We start from the raw sequence: 20,452 nt of genomic DNA on the forward strand, positions 1-20,452 counted from the left end.
CTACCGACACGCTTTAAATTAAAATAGGCCAGCTAATATAACATATGAGGTTTATGATGGCTGGCCAGTATGAAAAAGCAATAACGATAAAACAAGCGATAGATTCAATTAATTTACGCCACTATCTTCTGCCTGCAATTCAGAGGAAGTTCGTCTGGAGCAGCAGGCAGATATGTCTGCTGTTTGATTCCATCATGCGAGACTACCCGATAAACTCTTTCATGATGTGGGATATCCGTAGTGCCAGTATTAAAAATGATTACAAATTCTATGAATTCCTGAAAGAATACTGTCAGCGATTTAATGAAGAAAACCCCTGCGTAGCAACAAATGCTGGATTTCATGATTTCAAGGCGGTGATTGATGGTCAGCAGCGTCTCACATCATTATATATTGGATTGTGTGGAACGTATGCGTATAAACAGCCCCGGGTGTGGTGGCCTTCGGCACAGGATGATCGCATCCTGCCGCCAAGAAAGCTTTACGTCGATTTAACAGCGCCACTTAATTCAGACGATGAGCTCATGATGAAGTATAACTTCAGGTTCCTGACCGACAAGCAATACGCTGATTCACTTACAGACAACAAGCATCACTGGTTCTGCCTGCACGAAATATTCAAATACGAGCAACATGATTCGCCTGATGATATTTTATTTAACGTTGTCGTACCAGAACTCGAAAAAAGAGGACTCATTTCCAGTGAATTTTCCAGAAAAACATTACTGAGACTTTATACAAAAATAAGAACTGAGAACATCATCCACTACTTCAATGAGAGCAGTCAGGACATTGATCATGTGCTGGATGTTTTCATCCGCACGAACAGCGGGGGGACAAAACTTGAGTTCTCCGACTTACTGATGTCAATAGCGGTAGCGCACTGGCAGGGGGATTTCAGAAGAGAACTGGATGAACTGACAAAAAATATTTATCAGAATAATGAAATGGGTTTTTATATTGAAAGAGACTGGTTCTTAAAAACCAGCCTGATGCTTATTGACTCTGACGTCCGGTTCAAAGTAAAAAACTTCACTTCAGAGGAGGTCGGTAAGATACAACAACAATGGTCTGAAATAAAATCCTGTATCAAGGAGACTTTTATTCTTATCAGGCGATTCGGCATCAATCCACAGTCTTTGATATCTAAAAATGCAGTCATTCCTGTGGTCTACTGGCTTTACAAAAAGCAAACCAGTGGACATCCATTATATACAACGATTAACCTCCTGAATAAAAACCACAATGAACGCTCAGTAATTAGCCAGTGGTTTTACATGGTACTTCTGAAAGGGATCTTTGGAAGCCAGGCCGATGCGCTACTCACGAGCATCAGAGATGTAATGAAAAATAGTCTTTCAGATATTCACTTTCCTCTTGAGAAGATTATTGACAGATATAAAGGCTCGAATAAGGACCTCAGATTTGACGACGAATACATCGAAAGCCTTCTCGATATCAGATATGGCGAAGGTCGTTGCCGCGCACTATTGCATCTTCTGTTCCCTGAAATGAATCCGACCGAGGTGTTTCATATTGATCACCTTCACCCAAGAAATCATTTTTCAAAGAAATATCTTGAAAAACTAGATTATATTGCGAATTCACCGGAGAAGCTCAGCTTTTATGAAAATCCGGAACACTGGGACACCATACCGAATCTTCATTTACTGAATCACTCTCAGAATATAAGTAAACAGGATACATCCCTGAAACAATGGCTATCTCATTCATCAAACAACTATACGCCATCAATGCTGTTAGTTTCAGATGACAATATTGAGTTCAGTCGCTTCCCGGAGTTCTACAATGAGCGAAGAAACGCCCTGAAGCAAAGACTACTGAATCGGGTATTTCTTACAACAAAAATAGATTCATCACCATCCACAATGGATACGGATGAAGAAATTCTCACCGACTGAACGTTCAGCCCCGATAGTATTGGGGCTTCAGTATTTATCGTCAGCACGACGTTTCTACTGGCCTGACTGAAAGAGTGTTGGCTACACAACCGGGCAAACGAACTCTCAGTGCAACGTATGACATACAAAGCCTGTCATCCATATGAAATTGCGATAAAATCGGGCCAATAGCAGTACTTAAGAATCATACAACAGGATACAAAATGACAAGCCTTCAGCAGCGTGCAGAGCTACACCGTCAAATCTGGGCCATTGCCAATGATGTCAGAGGCTCCGTAGATGGATGGGATTTTAAACAGTATGTACTCGGTGCACTTTTCTACCGCTTCATCAGTGAGAATTTTTCCAGCTACATGGAAGCAGGGGATGAGAGCATACATTATGCAGCGCTTGATGACAGCATCATTACCGATGACATCAAAGACGATGCCATCAGGACTAAAGGCTATTTCATTTACCCGAGCCAGCTGTTCTGCAACGTTGCCGCTAAAGCGAACACCAACGACAGGCTGAATGCTGATTTAAACAGTATCTTCGTCGCTATTGAAAGCTCTGCCTACGGCTATCCGTCCGAGGCCGACATCAAAGGCCTCTTTGCCGATTTCGATACGACCAGCAATCGACTGGGTAACACCGTCAAAGACAAAAACAGCCGTCTTGCTGCCGTTCTGAAAGGCGTTGAAGGGCTTAACCTGGGGAATTTTAACGAGCACCAGATTGACCTGTTTGGTGATGCCTACGAGTTCCTGATTTCTAACTATGCGGCAAATGCCGGTAAGTCTGGAGGGGAGTTCTTCACACCTCAGCACGTCTCTAAGCTGATTGCTCAGCTTGCGATGCACGGTCAGACTCACGTCAACAAAATCTATGACCCTGCCGCAGGTTCTGGCTCACTACTGCTTCAGGCGAAGAAGCACTTTGATAACCATATCATTGAAGAAGGTTTTTATGGTCAGGAGATAAATCATACAACCTTTAACCTGGCGCGTATGAACATGTTCCTGCACAACATCAACTACGACAAATTTGATATCAGACTGGGAAATACTCTGACTGAGCCTCACTTTGGCGATGAAAAACCGTTTGACGCGATCGTCTCTAACCCACCGTACTCAGTTAAGTGGATTGGCAGCGATGACCCTACACTGATTAACGATGAACGTTTTGCTCCTGCTGGCGTACTGGCCCCGAAATCAAAAGCTGACTTTGCGTTTGTGCTACATGCACTAAACTACCTTTCTGCAAAAGGTCGTGCAGCGATTGTCTGTTTCCCTGGCATTTTTTACCGTGGCGGTGCGGAGCAGAAAATCCGTAAATATCTGGTTGACAGTAATTATGTTGAAACGGTGATTTCACTCGCTCCAAACCTGTTCTTTGGCACCACCATTGCCGTTAACATTCTGGTGCTGTCCAAGCACAAAACAGATACCCGCGTTCAGTTTATTGACGCCAGCGGGTTGTTTAAGAAAGAAACCAATAACAATATCCTGACTGATGCGCACATTAAACAGGTTATGCAAGTATTCGACAGCAAGGCAGACACTGACCATCTGGCGAAAACGGTGCCGCTTGAGGCCGTTGCCGCCAATGACTACAACCTGTCTGTCAGCAGCTATGTCGAAGCGAAAGATACCCGTGAAATAGTTGATATCACCGAACTGAATGCTCAGCTGAAAACTACCGTCAGCAAAATCGACCAGTTGCGTCAGGATATTGATGCGATTGTGGCAGAAATCGAAGGCAGAGAGGCGAAGGCATGAGCGAACTGAGATATCTGGAAAAGCTGCTGGATGGGGCCGAGGTTGAGTGGAGGGCGCTGGGGGATATTGCTGAGTACTCAACGACAAGAATTGATGCGGATAAACTTGATGCAACGTCGTTCACAGGTGTTGATAATCTAGTTGCTGATAAAGGGGGCCGTATTGATGCAAGCTATCTACCCAATACAACTCGTTTAACAGGGTACAAACAAGGAGATATTCTTCTTGGGAACATCCGTCCATACCTAAAGAAAGTATGGCTGGCTACCAATTCTGGTGGGTGTAGTGGTGATGTTCTAGCCGTTTGTATTGCTGAGGACTATAGAAAGCGTATTTGTTCAGAATATCTGTACTATCTGTTGTCGTCGAATTCATTTTTCTCTTACAACATGCAACATGCCAAAGGTGCAAAAATGCCTCGGGGCAGTAAGTCCGCTATTCTGGATTTTCAAGTTCCCATTCCCTGCCCATCCAACCCAGAAAAGTCTCTTGCCATCCAGTCTGAAATCGTCCGGATTCTGGATAAGTTTACTGCACTTACAGCTGAGCTTACAGCTGAGCTTACCATGCGAAAAAAACAGTACAACTACTATCGTGATAAATTGCTGAGTTTTGAAGAGGGTGGGGTTGAGTGGAAGACATTGGGTGAGATTGTGAAGATGCGTGCAGGGCAGCATATTTCGGCGAGAAATATAGTAGATGGGAAAGAAGGAGATTTTGGGTCATGACGCCAACTTAGTGCTGCTGTATACTTCGCCTTTTGGATAAGTGATGGCAAAGATTGATGTGGTTTGTCCCCGTTGCTCTGAAACTCAAGGGGTTATCCGTAATGGTCACTCAACGTCAGGTGCTCAGCTCTATCGCTGCAAGCTCTGCCTGAAAACCTTCCAGCTCAGCTTTCAGTACAACGCCGCTAAACCCGATACCCATCAATCCATTATTGATATGGCAATGAATGGGGCCGGGTGTCGTGACACTGCACGAGTCCTTGATATCAGCCTCAATACTGTCCTCCGCCATCTAAAAAACTGGCGCCGAAACAGGTAGCGCAACACATTGAGCCCGGAGCAGAAGTTGTCATCTGTTGTGAAGCTGATGAGCAGTGGTCATTCGTACGTTGTAAGGGCAATCCACGCTGGCTCTTTTATGCCTATGACCGCATCCGAAAGCGGGTTCTTGCTCACGTCTTTGGCCCCCGAAATGCGGTGACGTTACAGCGGCTTCTGGCACTGCTGAGCAAATTTAATATTGCCTTCTACATGACCGATGCGTGGCCGGTATACCGGACGTTGCTGGACTCAGCCAGCCATGTAGTCAGCAAGAAATATACCCAGCGAATAGAGCGTCATAACCTGAATCTGCGGACTCACCTTAAGCGCCTTACCCGAAGGACAATCTGCTTTTCAAAATCAGAAGAAATGCACGATAAGGTCATCGGATGGTATCTGACAATCAACCATTACCACTAAATCAGCGTCACGACCAGATTTTGTATATCCTTGTTTTGGCGGAAACGGTATTCGTGGTTACGTTAAAGAAAAAAGTCATGATGGGGAACATCTATTAATAGGGCGACAAGGTGCTCTGTGTGGCAATGTCCAAAGAATGAAAGGTCAGTTCTACGCTACAGAACATGCAGTTGTAGTCTCAGCCATGCAGGGGATTGATATTGACTGGGCATTTCATATGTTAACAACAATGAATCTAAATCAATATGCGTCGAAATCTGCACAGCCGGGTCTTGCTGTGGGGAAATTGCAGGAATTGAAATTATTAGTGCCTTCCATAGAGCGTCAGAAATATATTGCTAAAATGCTGGACAAATTTGACACATTGACGGGTTCAATCACAGAAGGCCTCCCGCGCGAAATCGAGCTGCGCCAGAAACAGTACGAGTACTATCGTGATTTACTGTTTAGCTTCCCGAAACCAGAAACCGCCAGCAACTGACGGACCATTGATACCGGCAGGGTTTGTTCTCACCCGCCCGGTATCAGGCTTTACGAATGCCGGAAGACGCTTCTGATATCCTTCCGGACTTTGCCAGATGACGCACAGGATGCACCATGATACAACAGACACACACCATTGCTGAATCAAATAACTTTATCGTCCTTGATAAATACTCCAAAGTTCAGAATGCTGGCGACAGCTACCAGAGCGAATCGGACCTTGAGCGGGAACTGATTCAGAACCTTCTTAATCAGGGCTATGAGTTTATATCCGTTAAGTCACCGACTGCGATGCTGGCGAATGTGCGGGACCAGCTTCAGCGTCTTAATGGTGTGGTGTTTAACGAAAGTGAATGGCGGCGTTTCGCAGAGCAGTATCTCGACAGCCCCATTGACAGTAGCCTGGACAAAACCCGTAAAATTCATATCGACTATATCTGTGATTTTACGTTTGATGATGGTCGTCTGGAAAACATCTATCTGATAGATAAAAAGAACCTGCTGCGCAATAAGGTGCAGGTCATTCAGCAGTTTGAACAGACCGGCTCACACGCTAACCGTTATGACGTCACCATTCTGGTTAACGGCCTTCCGCTGGTGCAAATCGAACTCAAAAAGCGTGGCGTGGCGATTCGTGAAGCCTTTAACCAGATACACCGTTACAGCAAGGAAAGCTTTAACAGCGATAACTCCCTGTTTAAATACCTGCAACTCTTCGTGATTTCCAACGGGACTGATACCCGGTACTTTGCCAGTACCACTAAACGGGATAAAAATAGCTTTGATTTCACCATGAACTGGGCAAAATCGGATAACACTCTGATTAAGGACCTGAAGGACTTTACCGCCACTTTCTTCCAGAAGCATACTCTGCTGAATGTTCTGTTTAATTACAGCGTGTTTGACAGCAGCCAGACGCTGCTCGTCATGCGCCCCTATCAGATTGCCGCCACCGAGCGCATTCTCTGGAAAATCAACAGCTCTTTTAAAGCGAAGAACTGGTCAAAACCCGAAAGCGGTGGATTTATCTGGCATACCACAGGGTCAGGAAAAACCCTGACCAGCTTTAAGGCCGCACGTCTGGCTACTGAGCTGGACTTTATCGATAAAGTCTTCTTCGTGGTCGACAGGAAAGACCTCGATTACCAGACCATGAAGGAGTATCAGCGCTTCTCTCCGGACAGTGTGAATGGTTCGGATAATACAGCTGGCCTCAGAAGAAACCTGGATAAGGACGATAACAAAATTATCGTCACAACCATTCAGAAACTCAATAACCTGATGAAATCTGAAGCTGACCTGCCCGTCTACCAACAGCAGGTGGTGTTTATCTTTGATGAGTGTCACCGCAGCCAGTTTGGTGAGGCCCAGAAAAACCTCAAAAAGAAATTCAGACGCTTTTATCAGTTTGGTTTTACCGGTACGCCTATTTTCCCCGAAAACGCACTGGGAGCAGAAACCACAACCAGCGTGTTCGGGCGTGAGTTACATTCTTACGTCATTACTGATGCGATTCGTGATGAAAAAGTGCTGAAGTTTAAGGTGGACTATAACGATGTCCGCCCACAGTTTAAGTCTCTTGAAACGGAAACTGATGAGAAAAAACTCAGCGCGGCTGAAAACCACCAGGCCTTTCTGCACCCACTACGTATCCAGGAAATAACGCAATACATTATCAATAACTTCCGTCAGAAAACACACCGAACCTTCCCGGGAGCTAAGGGCTTTAACGCCATGTTAGCAGTTAGCAGCGTGGAAGCGGCAAAAGCTTATTACACGACGTTTAAAATGCTACAGGAAGAAGCGGAGAAGAAATCTGGCAGCTATAAACGCCTTCGGGTTGCAACCATCTTCTCCTTTGCTGCAAATGAAGAGCAAAGCGCCATTGGTGATATTACTGACGAAAGCTTTGATACCAGCGCAATGAACAGCAGCGCAAAGGAATTCCTGGATTCAGCCATTGATGACTATAACAACCACTTTAAAACCAATTTCAGTACCGACAGTAACGGCTTCCAGAACTACTACCGCGATTTAGCTCAACGAGTGAAAAATCAGGATATCGACCTTCTCATCGTGGTGGGAATGTTCTTAACCGGCTTTGATGCCCCGACGCTTAACACTCTTTTCGTTGACAAAAACCTCCGTTATCACGGCCTGATGCAGGCATTTTCCCGCACAAACCGTATCTATGATGCCACCAAAACCTTCGGCAATATCGTGACTTTCAGGGACCTGGAGCGTCCGACCATTGATGCCATCACACTATTTGGCGACAAAAACACCAAGAATGTGGTGCTGGAAAAAAGCTACGAAGAGTACATGCAGGGCTTTACCGATGCGGCAACCGGTGAGGCTAAACGAGGTTTTATGGCTGTTGTTTCGGAGCTGGAGCAGCGCTTCCCTGACCCTGCCAGTATCGACAGTGAAAAAGAGAAAAAAGCCTTCGTCAAACTGTTTGGTGAATATTTGCGGGCAGAAAACATCCTGCAAAACTATGATGAATTTGCCACGCTGAAAGCCCTGCAGAAGGTTGATATTAGTGACCCGGAAGCGGTAGAAACCTTTAAAGCAGAGCACTATGTGGATGATGAAAAATTTGCTGAATTACAAACCATTCGTCTCCCGGCAGAACGTAAAGTTCAGGACTATCGCTCAGCATACAATGATATCCGGGACTGGCAGCGACGCGAAAAAGCAGCAAACGACAGGGATACATCAACCACAGACTGGGATGACGTGGTGTTTGAAATTGACCTGCTTAAGTCGCAGGAGATTAACCTGGACTACATCCTTGGTCTGATTTTCGACCACAATCGTCAGAAAAAAGGTAAAGAAGCCCTGACTGAAGAGGTCAGACGCTTAATCCGCTCAAGTCTGGGCAACCGTGCCAAAGAAGGTCTGATTGTTGACTTTATTCAGCAAACTAACCTTGATGACATGCCGGACAAGGCCAGTATCATTGATGCATTCTTTACCTATGCTCAGCGTGAACAGCAGCGGGAAGCGGAAGCGTTGATTAAGGAAGAAAACCTCAATGAAGAGGCTGCAAGGCGTTACATCCGCACATCACTCAAACGGGAGTATGCTACCGAAAATGGCACTGAGCTAAATGAGACGCTACCAAAGCTCAGTCCGCTGAATCCTCAGTACAAAACGAAAAAGCAGACTGTATTCCAGAAAATTGGGGCGTTTATCGAAAAATTTAAAGGGGTTGGAGGACACCTCTAGTTGCCAGATAAAAGAACAATGCGCCACCGCAATTTATAGGTAAGATTGTATCCTTTAAACTGCGTCAGACCTGTTATGATCGATGAAGCGCTGGTTAATGTTAATGCTAACTGGATGAATTTTTAACGCACATTCAGACAATTAGCGTCCAGAACTTACAGAAACCAGTGCTTGATTTTGGATGGTAAAGTACTGAATGGATGTATCACAGGAGAATACTTATGAGCGTAACTATAAAAGACGATCGACTCAGGACTATCGCGACCTTTGATGGCAAGACCTTGAAAGATGATCGACTGAGGACCATCGCGACGTTTGATGGTAAAGCCCTGAAAGACGACCGACTCCGCACCATCGCTACCTTTGACGGTAAAACCCTTAAAGACGACCGACTCCGCACCATCGCAACATTTGATGGGAAGACCTTGAAAGACGATCGACTCCGCACCATCGCAACTTTTGATGGTAAAACAGGCTTTGTTGAATAAATCGAACTTTTGCTGAGTTGAAGGATCAGATCACGTATCTTCCCGACAACGCAGACCGTTCCGTGGCAAAGCAAAAGTTCAAAATCACCAACTGGCCCACCTACAATAAAGCCCTCATCAACCGTGGCTCCATAACTTTCTGGCTGGATGATGAAGCTATTCAGGCCTGGTATGAGTCAGCAACACCTTCTTCACGAGGCAGACCTCAGCGCTATTCTGACCTTGCCATCACGACTGTGCTGGTCATTAAACGCGTATTCAGGCTGACCCTGCGGGCTGCGCAGGGCTTTATTGATTCCATTTTTTCTCTGATGAACGTTCCGCTACGCTGCCCGGATTACAGCTGTGTCAGCAGGCGGGCAAAGTCGGTTAATGTCAGTTTCAAAACGCCCACCCGGGGTGAAATCGCACACCTGGTAATTGATTCCACCGGGCTGAAGGTCTTCGGTGAAGGCGAGTGGAAAGTCAAAAAGCATGGCCAGGAACGCCGCCGTATCTGGCGTAAGCTGCATCTGGCCGTTGACAGTAAAACACATGAAATCATCTGCGCTGACCTGTCGCTGAACAACGTTACGGACTCAGAGGCCTTCCCCGGGTTAATCCGGCAAACCCACCGGAAAATCAGGTCAGCCGCCGCCGATGGCGCTTACGATACCCGGCTATGTCACGATGAACTGCGGCGTAAGAAAATCAGCGCGCTTATCCCTCCCCGAAAAGGTGCGGGTTACTGGCCCGGTGAATATGCAGACCGTAACCGTGCAGTGGCTAATCAGCGAATGACCGGGAGTAATGCGCGGTGGAAATGGACAACAGATTACAACCGTCGCTCGATAGCGGAAACGGCGATGTACCGGGTAAAACAGCTGTTCGGGGGTTCACTGACACTGCGTGACTACGATGGTCAGGTTGCAGAGGCTATGGCCCTGGTACGAGCGCTGAACAAAATGACGAAAGCAGGTATGCCTGAAAGCGTGCGTATTGCCTGAAAACACAACCCGCTACGGGGGAGACTTACCCGAAATCTGATTTATTCAACAAAGCCGGTAAAACACTTAAAGACGACCGACTCAGAACCATCGCGACAGTTAATGGTAATGTCAGTATTATTGTTTTGGCGTTTGCTGCTCGGCTATTTTGAGGTTTAACATTTATGATATTGTCTTTTTATTTTTACATCAAAAAAATACCGAAGCCCATAGTTTATTTAAACGATAGATTTTATTGCAAGACTATCTTCGGCAGATAACTGTCATCTGAGAAAAATTCGTGACCATGATGATAGTTCCGCCCCGACTCATCGGGGCAATGACATTGACATAAATTAAGCTGGCTTGATTGACAATATTTGCTGATATAATGGTGAGCGAGAAGCATAAGGTACTCGGCCTGAAGGGACATATACTGATGCTGGCTCAAGGTGGACATCTTGATCATCAAAAAATATATGAGGATTGAAAGCTTTAAGTATTTTTGTTTTCTCGACCCCACCTAGAAAGAATGCCTCATCAACATTTATCCCCCAAGCTCTTAATGTTTTTATAACTCGTAGCTCGGATGGGCTATTTCTTGCTGTAACAAGAGCAATTCTTATCGGTGAATAATCAACTCTTGCAGGTAATCGGTCTTGTAATCTCGCTATTTTTTTTAGCAGCATTGCATAAGGACCTTCCGCCAAAGGTTCATTTTGCTTGGCATTTTCTTGTGCATGGAAACTGTTAATTCCTTTCGTTTTATAGACAATCTCACTCGACTCATCGAATAAGACAGCATCACCATCAAAGGCAATTCTTACCTGATCTTGCGGATATTTTATAGATTCTTTTGGCGGTTCCTTTAAAATAGCAACTGCACAGGCATTAGAGTCGATAACGCGCTGTGCATCATCAATACTGGTTGTAAGAAAGAGATCCACATTGAAAGCCTCGAGATAGTCAACCACCGTTTCACCACCTGTGAATACTGACCTTGTTATATCTACTCCTTTTTTTCTTATATTGTTCAGTATCATAAGTCCTGTATCAGGACTATTTCTTGACATAACCACTACTTCAACAAGAGGAGATTTATCAGCTTCTTTTTTATACTTATTTAGCCCCAGCAAAGCCTCTACCAAGGGAAATCCAGTTCCAGGAAGCAACTCATCATTCTCATGCAAAAGCATGTAGTCTCTGTATTGCTCAATTGCTTTTTCTGGATTGCTGGAACAGAATTCCTTAAAAAGATTATCTGATTCCTGCATATTGAAAAGTGCTGTTGAACTTATACCAATGACCAGAGTATTAGTCAAATCATAAGCCATAACTATCTCCTAAGACCTTTATTAGTTAACGTTTACAATTGATTAAGAGAAAAAACCTATTCATATTCAATACCCCATTCGTTTATTTTAAGTTTTTTATTTAACGAGAATTGGTTTATCAAATCAATATATTCTTTAAAGTCTGGATTCAATTCAATAAGACGATTAATAGTTTGCCAATCTAAACTTATTTTTTCTTTTGCTTGAAGAAGAATCTGACTTTCAGACGGATTATGTACATCGAGGAGGATAACGCCAATACCATGTGCCGCATTCAGAACAGTTAACTCATCAATACAGTTATTCTCAATGCTTGCAGCTACAAGATAGCCATAGTGAGACCATGATGAGTTAGAAACGGTCTGAAAGTATGCCTCTCTAACGTTCGAAATAACTAAAGATTTTTTTACTTCAAAAGACCAAAGAAAAGCACGTTTACCACCAAGAATTGAAACCGCATCCTTAGTCAAGGACGACCAATTATGACCAATATCCTGGACCCCTATAACATCTGGATGTACCCACTTATTACTCTTGAAGGCTCCCTTTTTGGATTTCTTTTCATCTACACGACGAACAAGCACATTTAATGAACTCGAAGTATACTCGCTTAGAAGAGGATATAATTCATGCTCAGAATAAAATTCGCCATGGGGATCAGAAACGTCAGCATCATCCGTGACAAAGATATCTTTATTTAATTGTATGCCCTTTGCCTCATCATCTGACCAAAGATACTTTCTAGGTTTTCCTGCCGTCACATTAATATGAGCATTTCTCTTAACCAGCGAAGGTCTTTGGGCGCCTATCTCTGCCGCTACCTGGGAGATTAGGTCTTCAACACTCGAAAGATGTTCTGATGAAGCAAGTTTCTTTTCTGCGTATTCAGGAAAGCTTTCGCAAACTTTGATTGCCAATTGCCTGGCGGTAAACGGAACATTAGGGCTTGCCTTAAGTACGAACAAAGTCATACCAATCAATGTTTTAGTTTTATGACTAACAAGAAAATCTGAGTCAGCTTTTATTTTGTTCACACCCTATCCTTTTGTGCTTCAACGAGACCAAGAGCCTGGAACAACAGAACTCTTCTTTATTCTCTCCAACTATATCAAAATTGCTCCACGTAGTAGTAACCTTAGTTACTGTAATTGCTTTAAGTGAGGTTTACCGTGACTATCTCGAACTTTCAATATGTTCACGATCTAGCCAATGTCATGAAACATCAAGAGCTTTCGAAGAAAACAAACTTATCTTAGTAAACCTTAACCTGAGGACGTCAGCTGTTGCAGCTCATAACAACCAGAATCAGCCCAGAAATCTCTGAAGAGCTAATTGCTTTAGCTTGCTCATTATGAAGTTCTCTCACCTAATGCAATATAGTTGAGAACTGGGATACGAAGATGGGCCATCTTAAACCAAGGCAATTTGATGGTAGGATTATGGTAGCTTCGAAACGCCGTATTTAAGCAATACTTAAGTCATGAAGAACCAAACTTAAACATTTTTCTCAAGGTAAACCAGTAAAAAACTGTTAGTGCTGATGGATCGTTTGGTCTTTTTTGAAGGGATTGAAAATCCCCGTGTCCTTGGTTCGATTCCGAGTCCGGGCACCACTATTTAAAGAACCCAGCCTATGGCTGGGTTTTTGCTTTTGGGTATTCTCCATTTATGCCACGCCAGCCTTATGCCAAATGAGGCGATACACTGCTTATCACCGATACCCTACATTATTAAATGAAATCACTCCCCTCCTCAGCACGCTAAACCCCGGATGAGCATGTTGGTAAGATTGGGGATGGAAGCGCGCGATGGCGAACCGCTGAGTCTTGAAGGTTTGGCGCGCAAAAAGATCGAATCCGACCTCCCTGAGGACCTCTTCAGGAACCTGATACGATTGATCGACTAACCCCCAAAACGTCCAGCCAGATTCAACGCAAATTCCAAGTATCTTGCTGTTCGCGTAGCTGACGCTGACTGCGCCCAGCGTTGAACCAACCAGATTGCCGAGCAAAGCCCCCAATACCGGTACCGGAACAATCATCTGTCCCAGTAATGCCCCTCCGCTTCCCATAATAAGCGCTACAGCATCTCTTGAGGACTGAAAGGCCAGTTCTTTGCCGGTGATCTGCCCCTGAGCATATCGCCAGGAGTTTTCAATGGAATTCAGCGCGATGGCGGTCGCCATGCCAACCGCAGTGGGGGAGATACCTTTAAAAGACTGTCCCATTAGCCCCGTTTTGCATGAGGCCGTAATGAGCGCCGCAAGACCGCCTCGTAATCCCGCGCCAGAGGAGCTGGAAAGCACCTGACCTGCGCCTTCACGAATGAGCCTGGCATCCCATTGACCGGACTGAATGTACTGAACCACGAGACGATATACGTGAGGGGCGGCAGTCAACGCCGCAGAAAAAGCGGCCGCATTTAGCGCCGCATTCCCGGACTCTCTAAGAATATCTGACCACGCAATGAAACTCTCGGTATTCAGCCCGTACGCATCGGGATCAATTTCGCCCTCGCGTTTAAAGTCTGATGCCATTTCTCTGGCTTCATTTTCACTTTGAGGCTTAGACGAAATGCCATCCACTTCAATACGATCCCTCGCCGTATCAGCCGTGTTTTGATATGCATCCGCCAGTTCAGGGGAAATCGCCTGGTTTCGCGCCGCTTGTTTTTGCGACTCTGCAATAACACCGTCAAGCTGATCGCTCGGTACAATTTTTTGGCTGCCGGAATAGGCAGGCTCACCCAGTTCCCTGGCCGTGTCTTTCGCTGTTTTGTAGTATTTTAATTCTGCGTAAGAGGCGGTTTCGGAATCGCCGTAATGAATATCCTGGCCTGTCTTATTGTTCCCTGGTACGTTAGCCCATATGTCATCATGACCTTTCGCCGTGGCGGAAATCTTTAGTGTTTCCGAATGCCAGAGCTCAGCAATGTGACCTTTAACGTAGTTTGCATCCACATTGGCACGACGCTCAGCCTCCGTTTTAAATAGCTGCGCCTAATACCGCTACACTTTTGCCTGACCATGTTTTCCTCCGGGGAATGGGCTGGCGGTTTCCATAAAATGGCGGACCTTTTTCAGTAACTGCCACATTGAGCGGCACTGATGATTACGGGTTATCGTGTCATGAAGTGCCTGCCATAGCCGTTCCACATGATTCACCCACGGCGAGTAAACCGGCTGGTAAATTACCCTGAACTTGGGATTTGCTTTCAACCAGCGCTGTGTTTCGCGGCTTTTATGGATAATGTAGTTATCAACGATCAGCGTGATTGTTTTCGCCCGCCGGTAAGTGGCTTTCAGGTGCTTCAGCAGAGCGATAAACAGCGCTGAACTTTTGCTGTTGCCGCCCACGTAGCTGACTTTACCCGTGCCACTGTGCAGTGCGCCGGCCAGATAGTATTTTTCGTTCTGCCCCGGCGTCACTACCCGTTTCTGCTGTCCGCGCAACTGCCAGTCCGCACCGATTTTAGGATTAAGGTGAATATCCACTTCATCTTCATAAAATACCGGATGCTCTGCGTTGCATTCATCCAGCGCTTTGTGGATTACCGCCATCTTTTCATCTTTATGTGGGTCACGGATGCGCAGAGTTGGCGCGGCCCTGCGCCATACAAGCCCCGCAGATGGCAACCAGCGGCGAACGGTTCCTGCATGTAACTGGCAACCGGTTATCTCATTGATTTTTATTGCCAGTAATTCGGTGCTCCAGCGTGAACGTTGATAACCAAAATCGCCGGGAGAATGCTTTATCAGCTCACGTAACAGGGTGCAGATATGTTCAAAAGGCCAGCGTCGGGAGCGCCCTGCGGGTAAGGATTTCAGGCCTTCAATACCTGAGTGCGTAAACCAGTTAATCCAGCGACCAACGGATGAACGGGCACAACAGAGAGTTCTGGCAACATCGCTGACCCGTTCACCCCGATGAAGCATCAGCATGGCCGTGAGTCTGCGGGCATGATTTTTATCGCGCGTTTTATGAATAGCTTTCTGCATCAGGCGTCGTTCGCCACGGGGTATTGGTGCTATGATCGGCATCGCTCAGTCCGGTTGGTGGTTTTGGTTGGTTTGGCGAATGATCAGATCGCGCAATCCGGGCTGAGTTCCCTTTCAGTGATCTACTATTCCGCGCAGCTATTTAAGTGCTTCAACAGCCTTATCTATCGCAGACTGAACATCATTGACGAATTCTGCCGATTCCTGGGCACCCGCTACCCCAGAAAAATCACGGCTCGCGCTGTAATAGGCATCGGCAAAATCAGTCATTATGAACAGCCCTCATTGCCAACCCAGGCATCCAGTTCAGTAAAAACAAAATGGTAAATGGCGAGCTTTGTTTGCTCGTAACGCAATTCTTTTACTTCACTCTTGCCCTTAAAAAAATTGACGACTTTATACCCAATAATGCCTAAGGCGCCGCCGAGGGGAATGAACGGGACGGAAAGAAGCAATGCGGCATTAACCGAAGCGCCAATCTTTCCTGAAGGCTTTAGCCCATAACCTAAATCATGTCGATAGGCTTCAAAATCTTGTTTCTGTGCCAGATTACCCATTCCGAATACGACGGCTTTACTCCCATCATGCCCAAAACAGACACCGTTGATATTCACAATATTGGAAATCTGTGGCAGGTACATCTTTGAGAATTTATTTTCTTCCGCATCACCAATGAATATCACATAGCTACGTCCGGAAAGGGTTGGCATATTTTGTTTGTAAATTTCAATGGTCCAGGCTGCGCTATCAAACCCCTCTACCTTCGATATTTCATGCTGCAGTGCAATCGCCAGCTCTTCGTAATCTTCTGGATAAACCACAATCACTTGCTTGCTCGGGAACATATTAAAACTCCGATATTTTCATTCTGCGTAGATCCGCTCTTATTTTTATCTTACCGAAATATCCCACAAGCGACGCCGCTCACGGCCATGATTTGTTGATCATCATCATGCGGCTGCTAAGCCACCTCATCCAGCCCTGACTCAATGATTCGCTTGCGCAGCGTGGCGATGGTGTTAGACAGCGCTTTCTCCTGCTGGCGGAAATAGGCCTGCGGATCGGCAAGCGTGGATACCAGCAGCCAGGATTTCTCCTTCTCAAGCGCGAGCATTTCGGCCTGCAGGCTGGCAATTTGCTGCTGGGTGGCGCTGATTTTGCGCAGCAGCAGCGTCAGATCGTTGAGCCTCTCGCTCGCCATCATCGGTTCGTGCTGGCGCATCAGCTGGGCAAGTAGATTACGGATAGCCGTGAGGTCACCGCGTTGCCTAGCCTGATTGAGCTGGGCCATCATCTCGTTCGCTTCTGCCTTTAACGCATCGTCCACCAAATCGGGGTGGCAAAGTTTACTTGCCTGACGCCACAGCCGTTTGAGTTCCTGACGATCCTCCTGCGCCATATTTTCCTGACGCTCGCGGCGTTTCTCTGCTTTTTGCTGCTGATCGCGCCAGGTTTCATACTGTTCGCGCGCTTCATCACGCGCACGGCGTTCACTGGCATCGTCGTGCAGGTTCATTTCGGCCTGCCTGCGCAGTGAGGCTTCGGCCAGGAGCTTGCGCAGCCTCAACACCTCGGCCATCAGATGTCCCAGATGCTGCATATAGAGATCGTTAAACTCATCAAGCCTGCTCAGGCGCGCGTTTCTGGCATCAATCAGCGCCTGCAGCTGCGTTTCCAGCGCTTTTAGCTCCAGCTTGCTGGCCGCAATGCGCGGATCTTGCCAGTGGGTCATCGTCCGCTGACTTTGCAACCAGCTGACGATAGCGTTCATCGCCTCGCCGTAGCGCCGGGTCTCCAGCGCCTGGATAATGGCGTCAATGGCGGGATCGTCAATGTCGTATTTCAGGTGTGAAATCTGACTGGCAATGATCTCATCATCTTCCAGTTCAATGGCATTCTTGATGATTTCCAGCCGCTTGATGGGTTTACTCATGGGGCGTGTGCTCGGCATCCTGACCGTCGGAATGGATGGCAGAGTAGCACTCGTTCCGGTGCGCCGTCAGCCGCTATGTCATATTATAAGTGACGTTATTTCAGTCGCTTAGATTTTCGATATGATGTATAGACTTAAGTCAGACTGACGGCGATTAATCTCGTTATTTTGCCAGCGCCTGGCGCAAATCGGCGCGCAAATCTTCCACGCCTTCAATGCCCACCGAGAGGCGAATCAGCTGCGGCGTAATGCCGTTGGCCAGCCGCTGTGCCAGCGGAATAGAAGCATGGGTCATACTGAACGGCTGGCTTACCAGACTTTCCACACCACCAAGGCTTTCGGCGAGGGTAAAGAGCCGCAGCTTTTTGATCACCGCCGCTGCCCGTTCGGCATCCCCTTTGACCACGATGGAGATCATCCCACCCGGCTGCGCCATCTGACGGCGAGCAAGCGAATAGTCGGGATGAGATTCCAGCCACGGAAACCAGACCTTTTCCACCTGTGGCTGCTGCTCAAGCCACTGGGCAAGCGCCAGCGCGTTGCTGCTGTGACGTTCCATACGCAGCGACAGCGTACGGATCCCGCGCAGGGTCAGGAAGCTGCTGAACGGATCGAGCACGCCGCCAACGGCGTTTTGCAAATAGCCGAGCTGCTCGGCCAGCGCCGGATTATCGCCCACCACCGCAAGACCGGCGACCACATCGGAGTGGCCGTTCAGGTACTTGGTGGCGGAGTGCACCACAATATCAAAGCCGAATGCCAGCGGGCGCTGGATAACCGGCGAGGCGAAGGTGTTATCCGCCACGCTGATCAGATTGTGGCGGCGGGCGATCCTGGCGATCGCCTCCAGATCGGCAAGCTTCAGCAATGGATTGGTCGGCGTTTCGACCCAAATCATGCGGGTTTCCGGGCGAATAGCGGCTTCAAGTTCCGACAGCGCGCCAGGCTTGACCCAGCTCACCTGCAGCCCGGTGCTACGGCGACGCACGTTTTCAATCAACCGGTACGTCCCACCATAGACATCGTCTACGGCGACAATATGGCTGTCTTTATCCAGCAGTTCCAGCACCGTAGAGATAGCCGCCAGCCCGGAAGCGAAAGCATAGCCGCGGCTGCCGCCTTCCAGTTCGGCAATCGCGGTCTCTAACGCGCTGCGCGTGGGGTTACCGCTACGCGAATACTCATAGCCGTTGTGCTGTCCCGGCGCAGGTTGGGCATAGGTCGAGGTCGCGTAAATCGGTGGCATCACCGCGCCGTGGCTATCGGTGAAGGTGCCGCTGTGTACGCTCAGCGTATCGAAGGTTTTCATCATTTATTCCTTACTGCGCAAGGCGATTGCGCCAGCTTGTGAGAAGATCGCTGCGGGTAATGAGGCCAAGAAAACGCTCGTTATCCACGACCACCGCGACCTGGCCGCGATCAAAAATCGGTTTTAGCGCGCTTTCGGGGGCCGTGATATCGAGGGTTTCCACCTCATGAGTCATCGCCTCACGAACCGGCAGGCCAAAGCGCTGGCTGTCGCCCTGCACGTGGCTCAGCAGATCCCACTCATCAACGATGCCCACGACCCGCCCCGCTTCCAGTACCGGTAGCTGCGAGATGTCGTAAAGGCGCATCCGCGCCAGCACGGTGGCCAGAGTGTCATCCGGCGCGGCGGTGACGGTAGCGCCGTCATCATGACGCAGCGCGATAAAATCGCTCAGATCGCCGCGATTTTCGCGGGTGAGCAGACCCTGCTGGCGCATCCAGTCATCGTTGAACATTTTCGACAGGTACTTGTTGCCGCTATCACAGGCAAAAGTCACCACCCGCTTAGGCGTAGTCTGTGCACGACAGTAGCGCAGCGCTGCCGCCAGCAAGGTGCCGCTTGAAGAGCCCGCCAGAATGCCTTCCACCAACAGAAGCTCGCGTGCGGTCGTGAAGGCCTCCCGATCGCTGATACGTAATGCCTGATGCACGCTGTCGATGTGCGCCAGCGGGGGAATGAAGTCTTCACCAATGCCTTCAACCAGCCACGATCCAGCTTCCTGATAGCGACCGCTCTCAACCCGATCGGCGAGGATCGATCCGACCGGATCGGCAAGGATAAACTCGGTTTGCGGTGAGTGTTCGGCAAACCATGCCTGCAGTCCGCCAAGCGTCCCCCCCGAGCCCACGCCGACCACGATGGCATCAATCTGTCCGTCGAGCTGCTGATACAGCTCCGGCGCGGTGGTCGCCGAGTGCGCCAACGGATTGGCGGCGTTATTGAACTGATCAATGTAAAACGCGCCGGGGAGCGCTTTCGCCAGCCGCTGGGCGTAGTCCTGATAGTAGGCTGGGTGGCCTTTGCCAACGTCCGAACGGGTCAGCACCACCTGAGCGCCAAGGGCACGGAGGTGGAAAATCTTCTCCCGGCTCATTTTGTCCGGCACAACAAGGATAAGCTTGTACCCGCGCTGGGCGGCGATCAAAGCCAGCCCAAGCCCGGTGTTGCCCGCGGTGGCTTCGACAATGGTACCGCCCGGCAGCAGCAGCCCCTGCTTTTGCGCCTCGTCGATCATCGACAGCGCCACCCGATCTTTGATGGAGCCGCCGGGGTTCTGATTTTCCAGCTTCAGAAACAGGTCACACGGGCCGGTATCCAACTTATGCAGCTGCAGTACCGGCGTCTGGCCGATCAGCTCGGTGACGGAATGGTAAACGGTCATACACTTTCATCCTGATATAGAGGGAATAGCCAGAGTGTAGGACTGCAAAAAATGGATGATAAAGAACCTTTATCTGCCCGTTAGCGCGAATTGGAATATGACCTGCTATTTAGCCATGTGGATGGAAAGACGTTTAGTCGTGCAGAGGGGTTGATGGCTATCAAAGCGCTAATTTGCTGT

The 20,452-nt window shown here is 47.8% G+C and carries 15 protein-coding genes and 2 pseudogenes; 8 read left to right on the forward strand and 9 right to left on the reverse strand.

Annotation, left to right across the window (positions count from 1 at the left end; translation table 11 throughout):
* Positions 1-53: 53 nt before the first annotated feature.
* The 8 genes and pseudogenes from H7R76_RS21535 to H7R76_RS21570 all read left to right on the forward strand — a co-directional run bounded on the left by H7R76_RS21535 (position 54) and on the right by H7R76_RS21570 (position 10,339).
* Complete coding sequence (locus H7R76_RS21535) at positions 54-1,922, forward strand: DUF262 domain-containing protein (protein ID WP_227673928.1); 1,869 nt, start codon at positions 54-56, stop codon at positions 1,920-1,922.
* A gap of 203 nt (positions 1,923-2,125) precedes the next feature.
* On the forward strand, positions 2,126-3,682 hold the full coding sequence (locus tag H7R76_RS21540) for a type I restriction-modification system subunit M (protein WP_182966431.1): 1,557 nt from the start codon (positions 2,126-2,128) through the stop codon (positions 3,680-3,682).
* Positions 3,679-4,341 (forward strand): annotated as a pseudogene (locus tag H7R76_RS21545) (restriction endonuclease subunit S); the annotation flags it as partial. The gene H7R76_RS21540 and the pseudogene H7R76_RS21545, both read left to right, overlap by 4 nt.
* Positions 4,342-4,453: 112 nt before the next feature.
* Positions 4,454-5,151 (forward strand): IS1 family transposase gene (locus tag H7R76_RS21550; protein ID WP_089569879.1). Its coding sequence is split into 2 segments (ribosomal slippage): positions 4,454-4,712 and positions 4,712-5,151, totalling 699 coding nucleotides; the frame shifts between segments, so codons are not numbered across the junction.
* 19 nt (positions 5,152-5,170) lie between these two features.
* Positions 5,171-5,632: pseudogene (locus H7R76_RS21555) on the forward strand (restriction endonuclease subunit S); the annotation flags it as partial.
* 116 nt (positions 5,633-5,748) lie between these two features.
* Complete coding sequence (locus H7R76_RS21560; RefSeq protein WP_182966433.1) at positions 5,749-8,865, forward strand: HsdR family type I site-specific deoxyribonuclease; 3,117 nt, start codon at positions 5,749-5,751, stop codon at positions 8,863-8,865.
* Between the two features lie 221 nt (positions 8,866-9,086).
* Positions 9,087-9,353, forward strand: coding sequence for a hypothetical protein (locus tag H7R76_RS21565; protein ID WP_227673930.1), 267 nt, complete (start codon positions 9,087-9,089; stop codon positions 9,351-9,353).
* Between the two features lie 17 nt (positions 9,354-9,370).
* The gene (locus tag H7R76_RS21570) at positions 9,371-10,339 is read left to right on the forward strand and encodes an IS5-like element IS903B family transposase (protein ID WP_000654812.1); all 969 of its coding nucleotides are present in this window, start codon (positions 9,371-9,373) and stop codon (positions 10,337-10,339) included.
* A gap of 335 nt (positions 10,340-10,674) precedes the next feature.
* Here H7R76_RS21570 and H7R76_RS21575 read toward each other — a convergent pair whose 3' ends face one another.
* From H7R76_RS21575 to H7R76_RS21610, 9 genes are all read right to left on the reverse strand, one after another.
* A complete protein-coding gene (locus H7R76_RS21575) occupies positions 10,675-11,652 on the reverse strand; it encodes a 5'-nucleotidase (RefSeq protein WP_021544648.1) in 978 nt (325 codons plus the stop codon).
* Between the two features lie 56 nt (positions 11,653-11,708).
* Positions 11,709-12,686 (reverse strand): hypothetical protein, encoded by a 978-nt coding sequence (locus H7R76_RS21580; RefSeq protein WP_001033549.1) that lies wholly within the window; start codon positions 12,684-12,686, stop codon positions 11,709-11,711.
* 677 nt (positions 12,687-13,363) lie between these two features.
* Positions 13,364-14,611: a hypothetical protein gene (locus H7R76_RS21585; RefSeq protein WP_182966434.1), complete on the reverse strand. Its 1,248-nt coding sequence runs from the start codon at positions 14,609-14,611 to the stop codon at positions 13,364-13,366.
* A 48-nt stretch (positions 14,612-14,659) separates the two neighbouring features.
* Entirely contained in the window at positions 14,660-15,691 is a 1,032-nt protein-coding gene (locus H7R76_RS21590; protein WP_003033020.1) for an IS630-like element ISEc33 family transposase, read from the reverse strand.
* 96 nt (positions 15,692-15,787) lie between these two features.
* A complete protein-coding gene (locus tag H7R76_RS25060; protein WP_286187620.1) occupies positions 15,788-15,919 on the reverse strand; it encodes a hypothetical protein in 132 nt (43 codons plus the stop codon).
* On the reverse strand, positions 15,919-16,494 hold the full coding sequence (locus H7R76_RS21595; RefSeq protein ID WP_106927391.1) for a hypothetical protein: 576 nt from the start codon (positions 16,492-16,494) through the stop codon (positions 15,919-15,921). Before H7R76_RS21595 ends, H7R76_RS25060 begins: the two co-directional genes overlap by 1 nt.
* A gap of 116 nt (positions 16,495-16,610) precedes the next feature.
* Positions 16,611-17,582, reverse strand: coding sequence for a coiled-coil domain-containing protein (locus H7R76_RS21600; protein ID WP_182966436.1), 972 nt, complete (start codon positions 17,580-17,582; stop codon positions 16,611-16,613).
* A gap of 163 nt (positions 17,583-17,745) precedes the next feature.
* Positions 17,746-18,891, reverse strand: a complete 1,146-nt coding sequence (locus tag H7R76_RS21605) for a trans-sulfuration enzyme family protein (protein WP_182968055.1) — start codon at positions 18,889-18,891, stop codon at positions 17,746-17,748.
* 10 nt (positions 18,892-18,901) lie between these two features.
* The gene (locus H7R76_RS21610) at positions 18,902-20,272 is read right to left on the reverse strand and encodes a pyridoxal-phosphate dependent enzyme (RefSeq protein WP_106927385.1); all 1,371 of its coding nucleotides are present in this window, start codon (positions 20,270-20,272) and stop codon (positions 18,902-18,904) included.
* Positions 20,273-20,452 lie beyond the last annotated feature (180 nt).

Origin of the sequence: Klebsiella sp. WP8-S18-ESBL-06, from assembly GCF_014169755.1 — a bacterium.
Taxonomy (GTDB): Bacteria; Pseudomonadota; Gammaproteobacteria; order Enterobacterales; family Enterobacteriaceae; genus Kluyvera; species Kluyvera ascorbata_B.

Coding starts and splice junctions, on each gene's coding strand:
- H7R76_RS21535 (WP_227673928.1), top strand. CDS start 54: ATGATGGCTGGCCAGTATGAAAAAGCAATAACGATAAAACAAGCGATA.
- H7R76_RS21540 (WP_182966431.1), top strand. CDS start 2,126: ATGACAAGCCTTCAGCAGCGTGCAGAGCTACACCGTCAAATCTGGGCC.
- H7R76_RS21560 (WP_182966433.1), top strand. CDS start 5,749: ATGATACAACAGACACACACCATTGCTGAATCAAATAACTTTATCGTC.
- H7R76_RS21565 (WP_227673930.1), top strand. CDS start 9,087: ATGAGCGTAACTATAAAAGACGATCGACTCAGGACTATCGCGACCTTT.
- H7R76_RS21575 (WP_021544648.1), bottom strand. CDS start 11,652: ATGGCTTATGATTTGACTAATACTCTGGTCATTGGTATAAGTTCAACA.
- H7R76_RS21590 (WP_003033020.1), bottom strand. CDS start 15,691: ATGCCGATCATAGCACCAATACCCCGTGGCGAACGACGCCTGATGCAG.
- H7R76_RS25060 (WP_286187620.1), bottom strand. CDS start 15,919: ATGACTGATTTTGCCGATGCCTATTACAGCGCGAGCCGTGATTTTTCT.
- H7R76_RS21595 (WP_106927391.1), bottom strand. CDS start 16,494: ATGTTCCCGAGCAAGCAAGTGATTGTGGTTTATCCAGAAGATTACGAA.
- H7R76_RS21600 (WP_182966436.1), bottom strand. CDS start 17,582: ATGAGTAAACCCATCAAGCGGCTGGAAATCATCAAGAATGCCATTGAA.
- H7R76_RS21605 (WP_182968055.1), bottom strand. CDS start 18,891: ATGAAAACCTTCGATACGCTGAGCGTACACAGCGGCACCTTCACCGAT.
- H7R76_RS21610 (WP_106927385.1), bottom strand. CDS start 20,272: ATGACCGTTTACCATTCCGTCACCGAGCTGATCGGCCAGACGCCGGTA.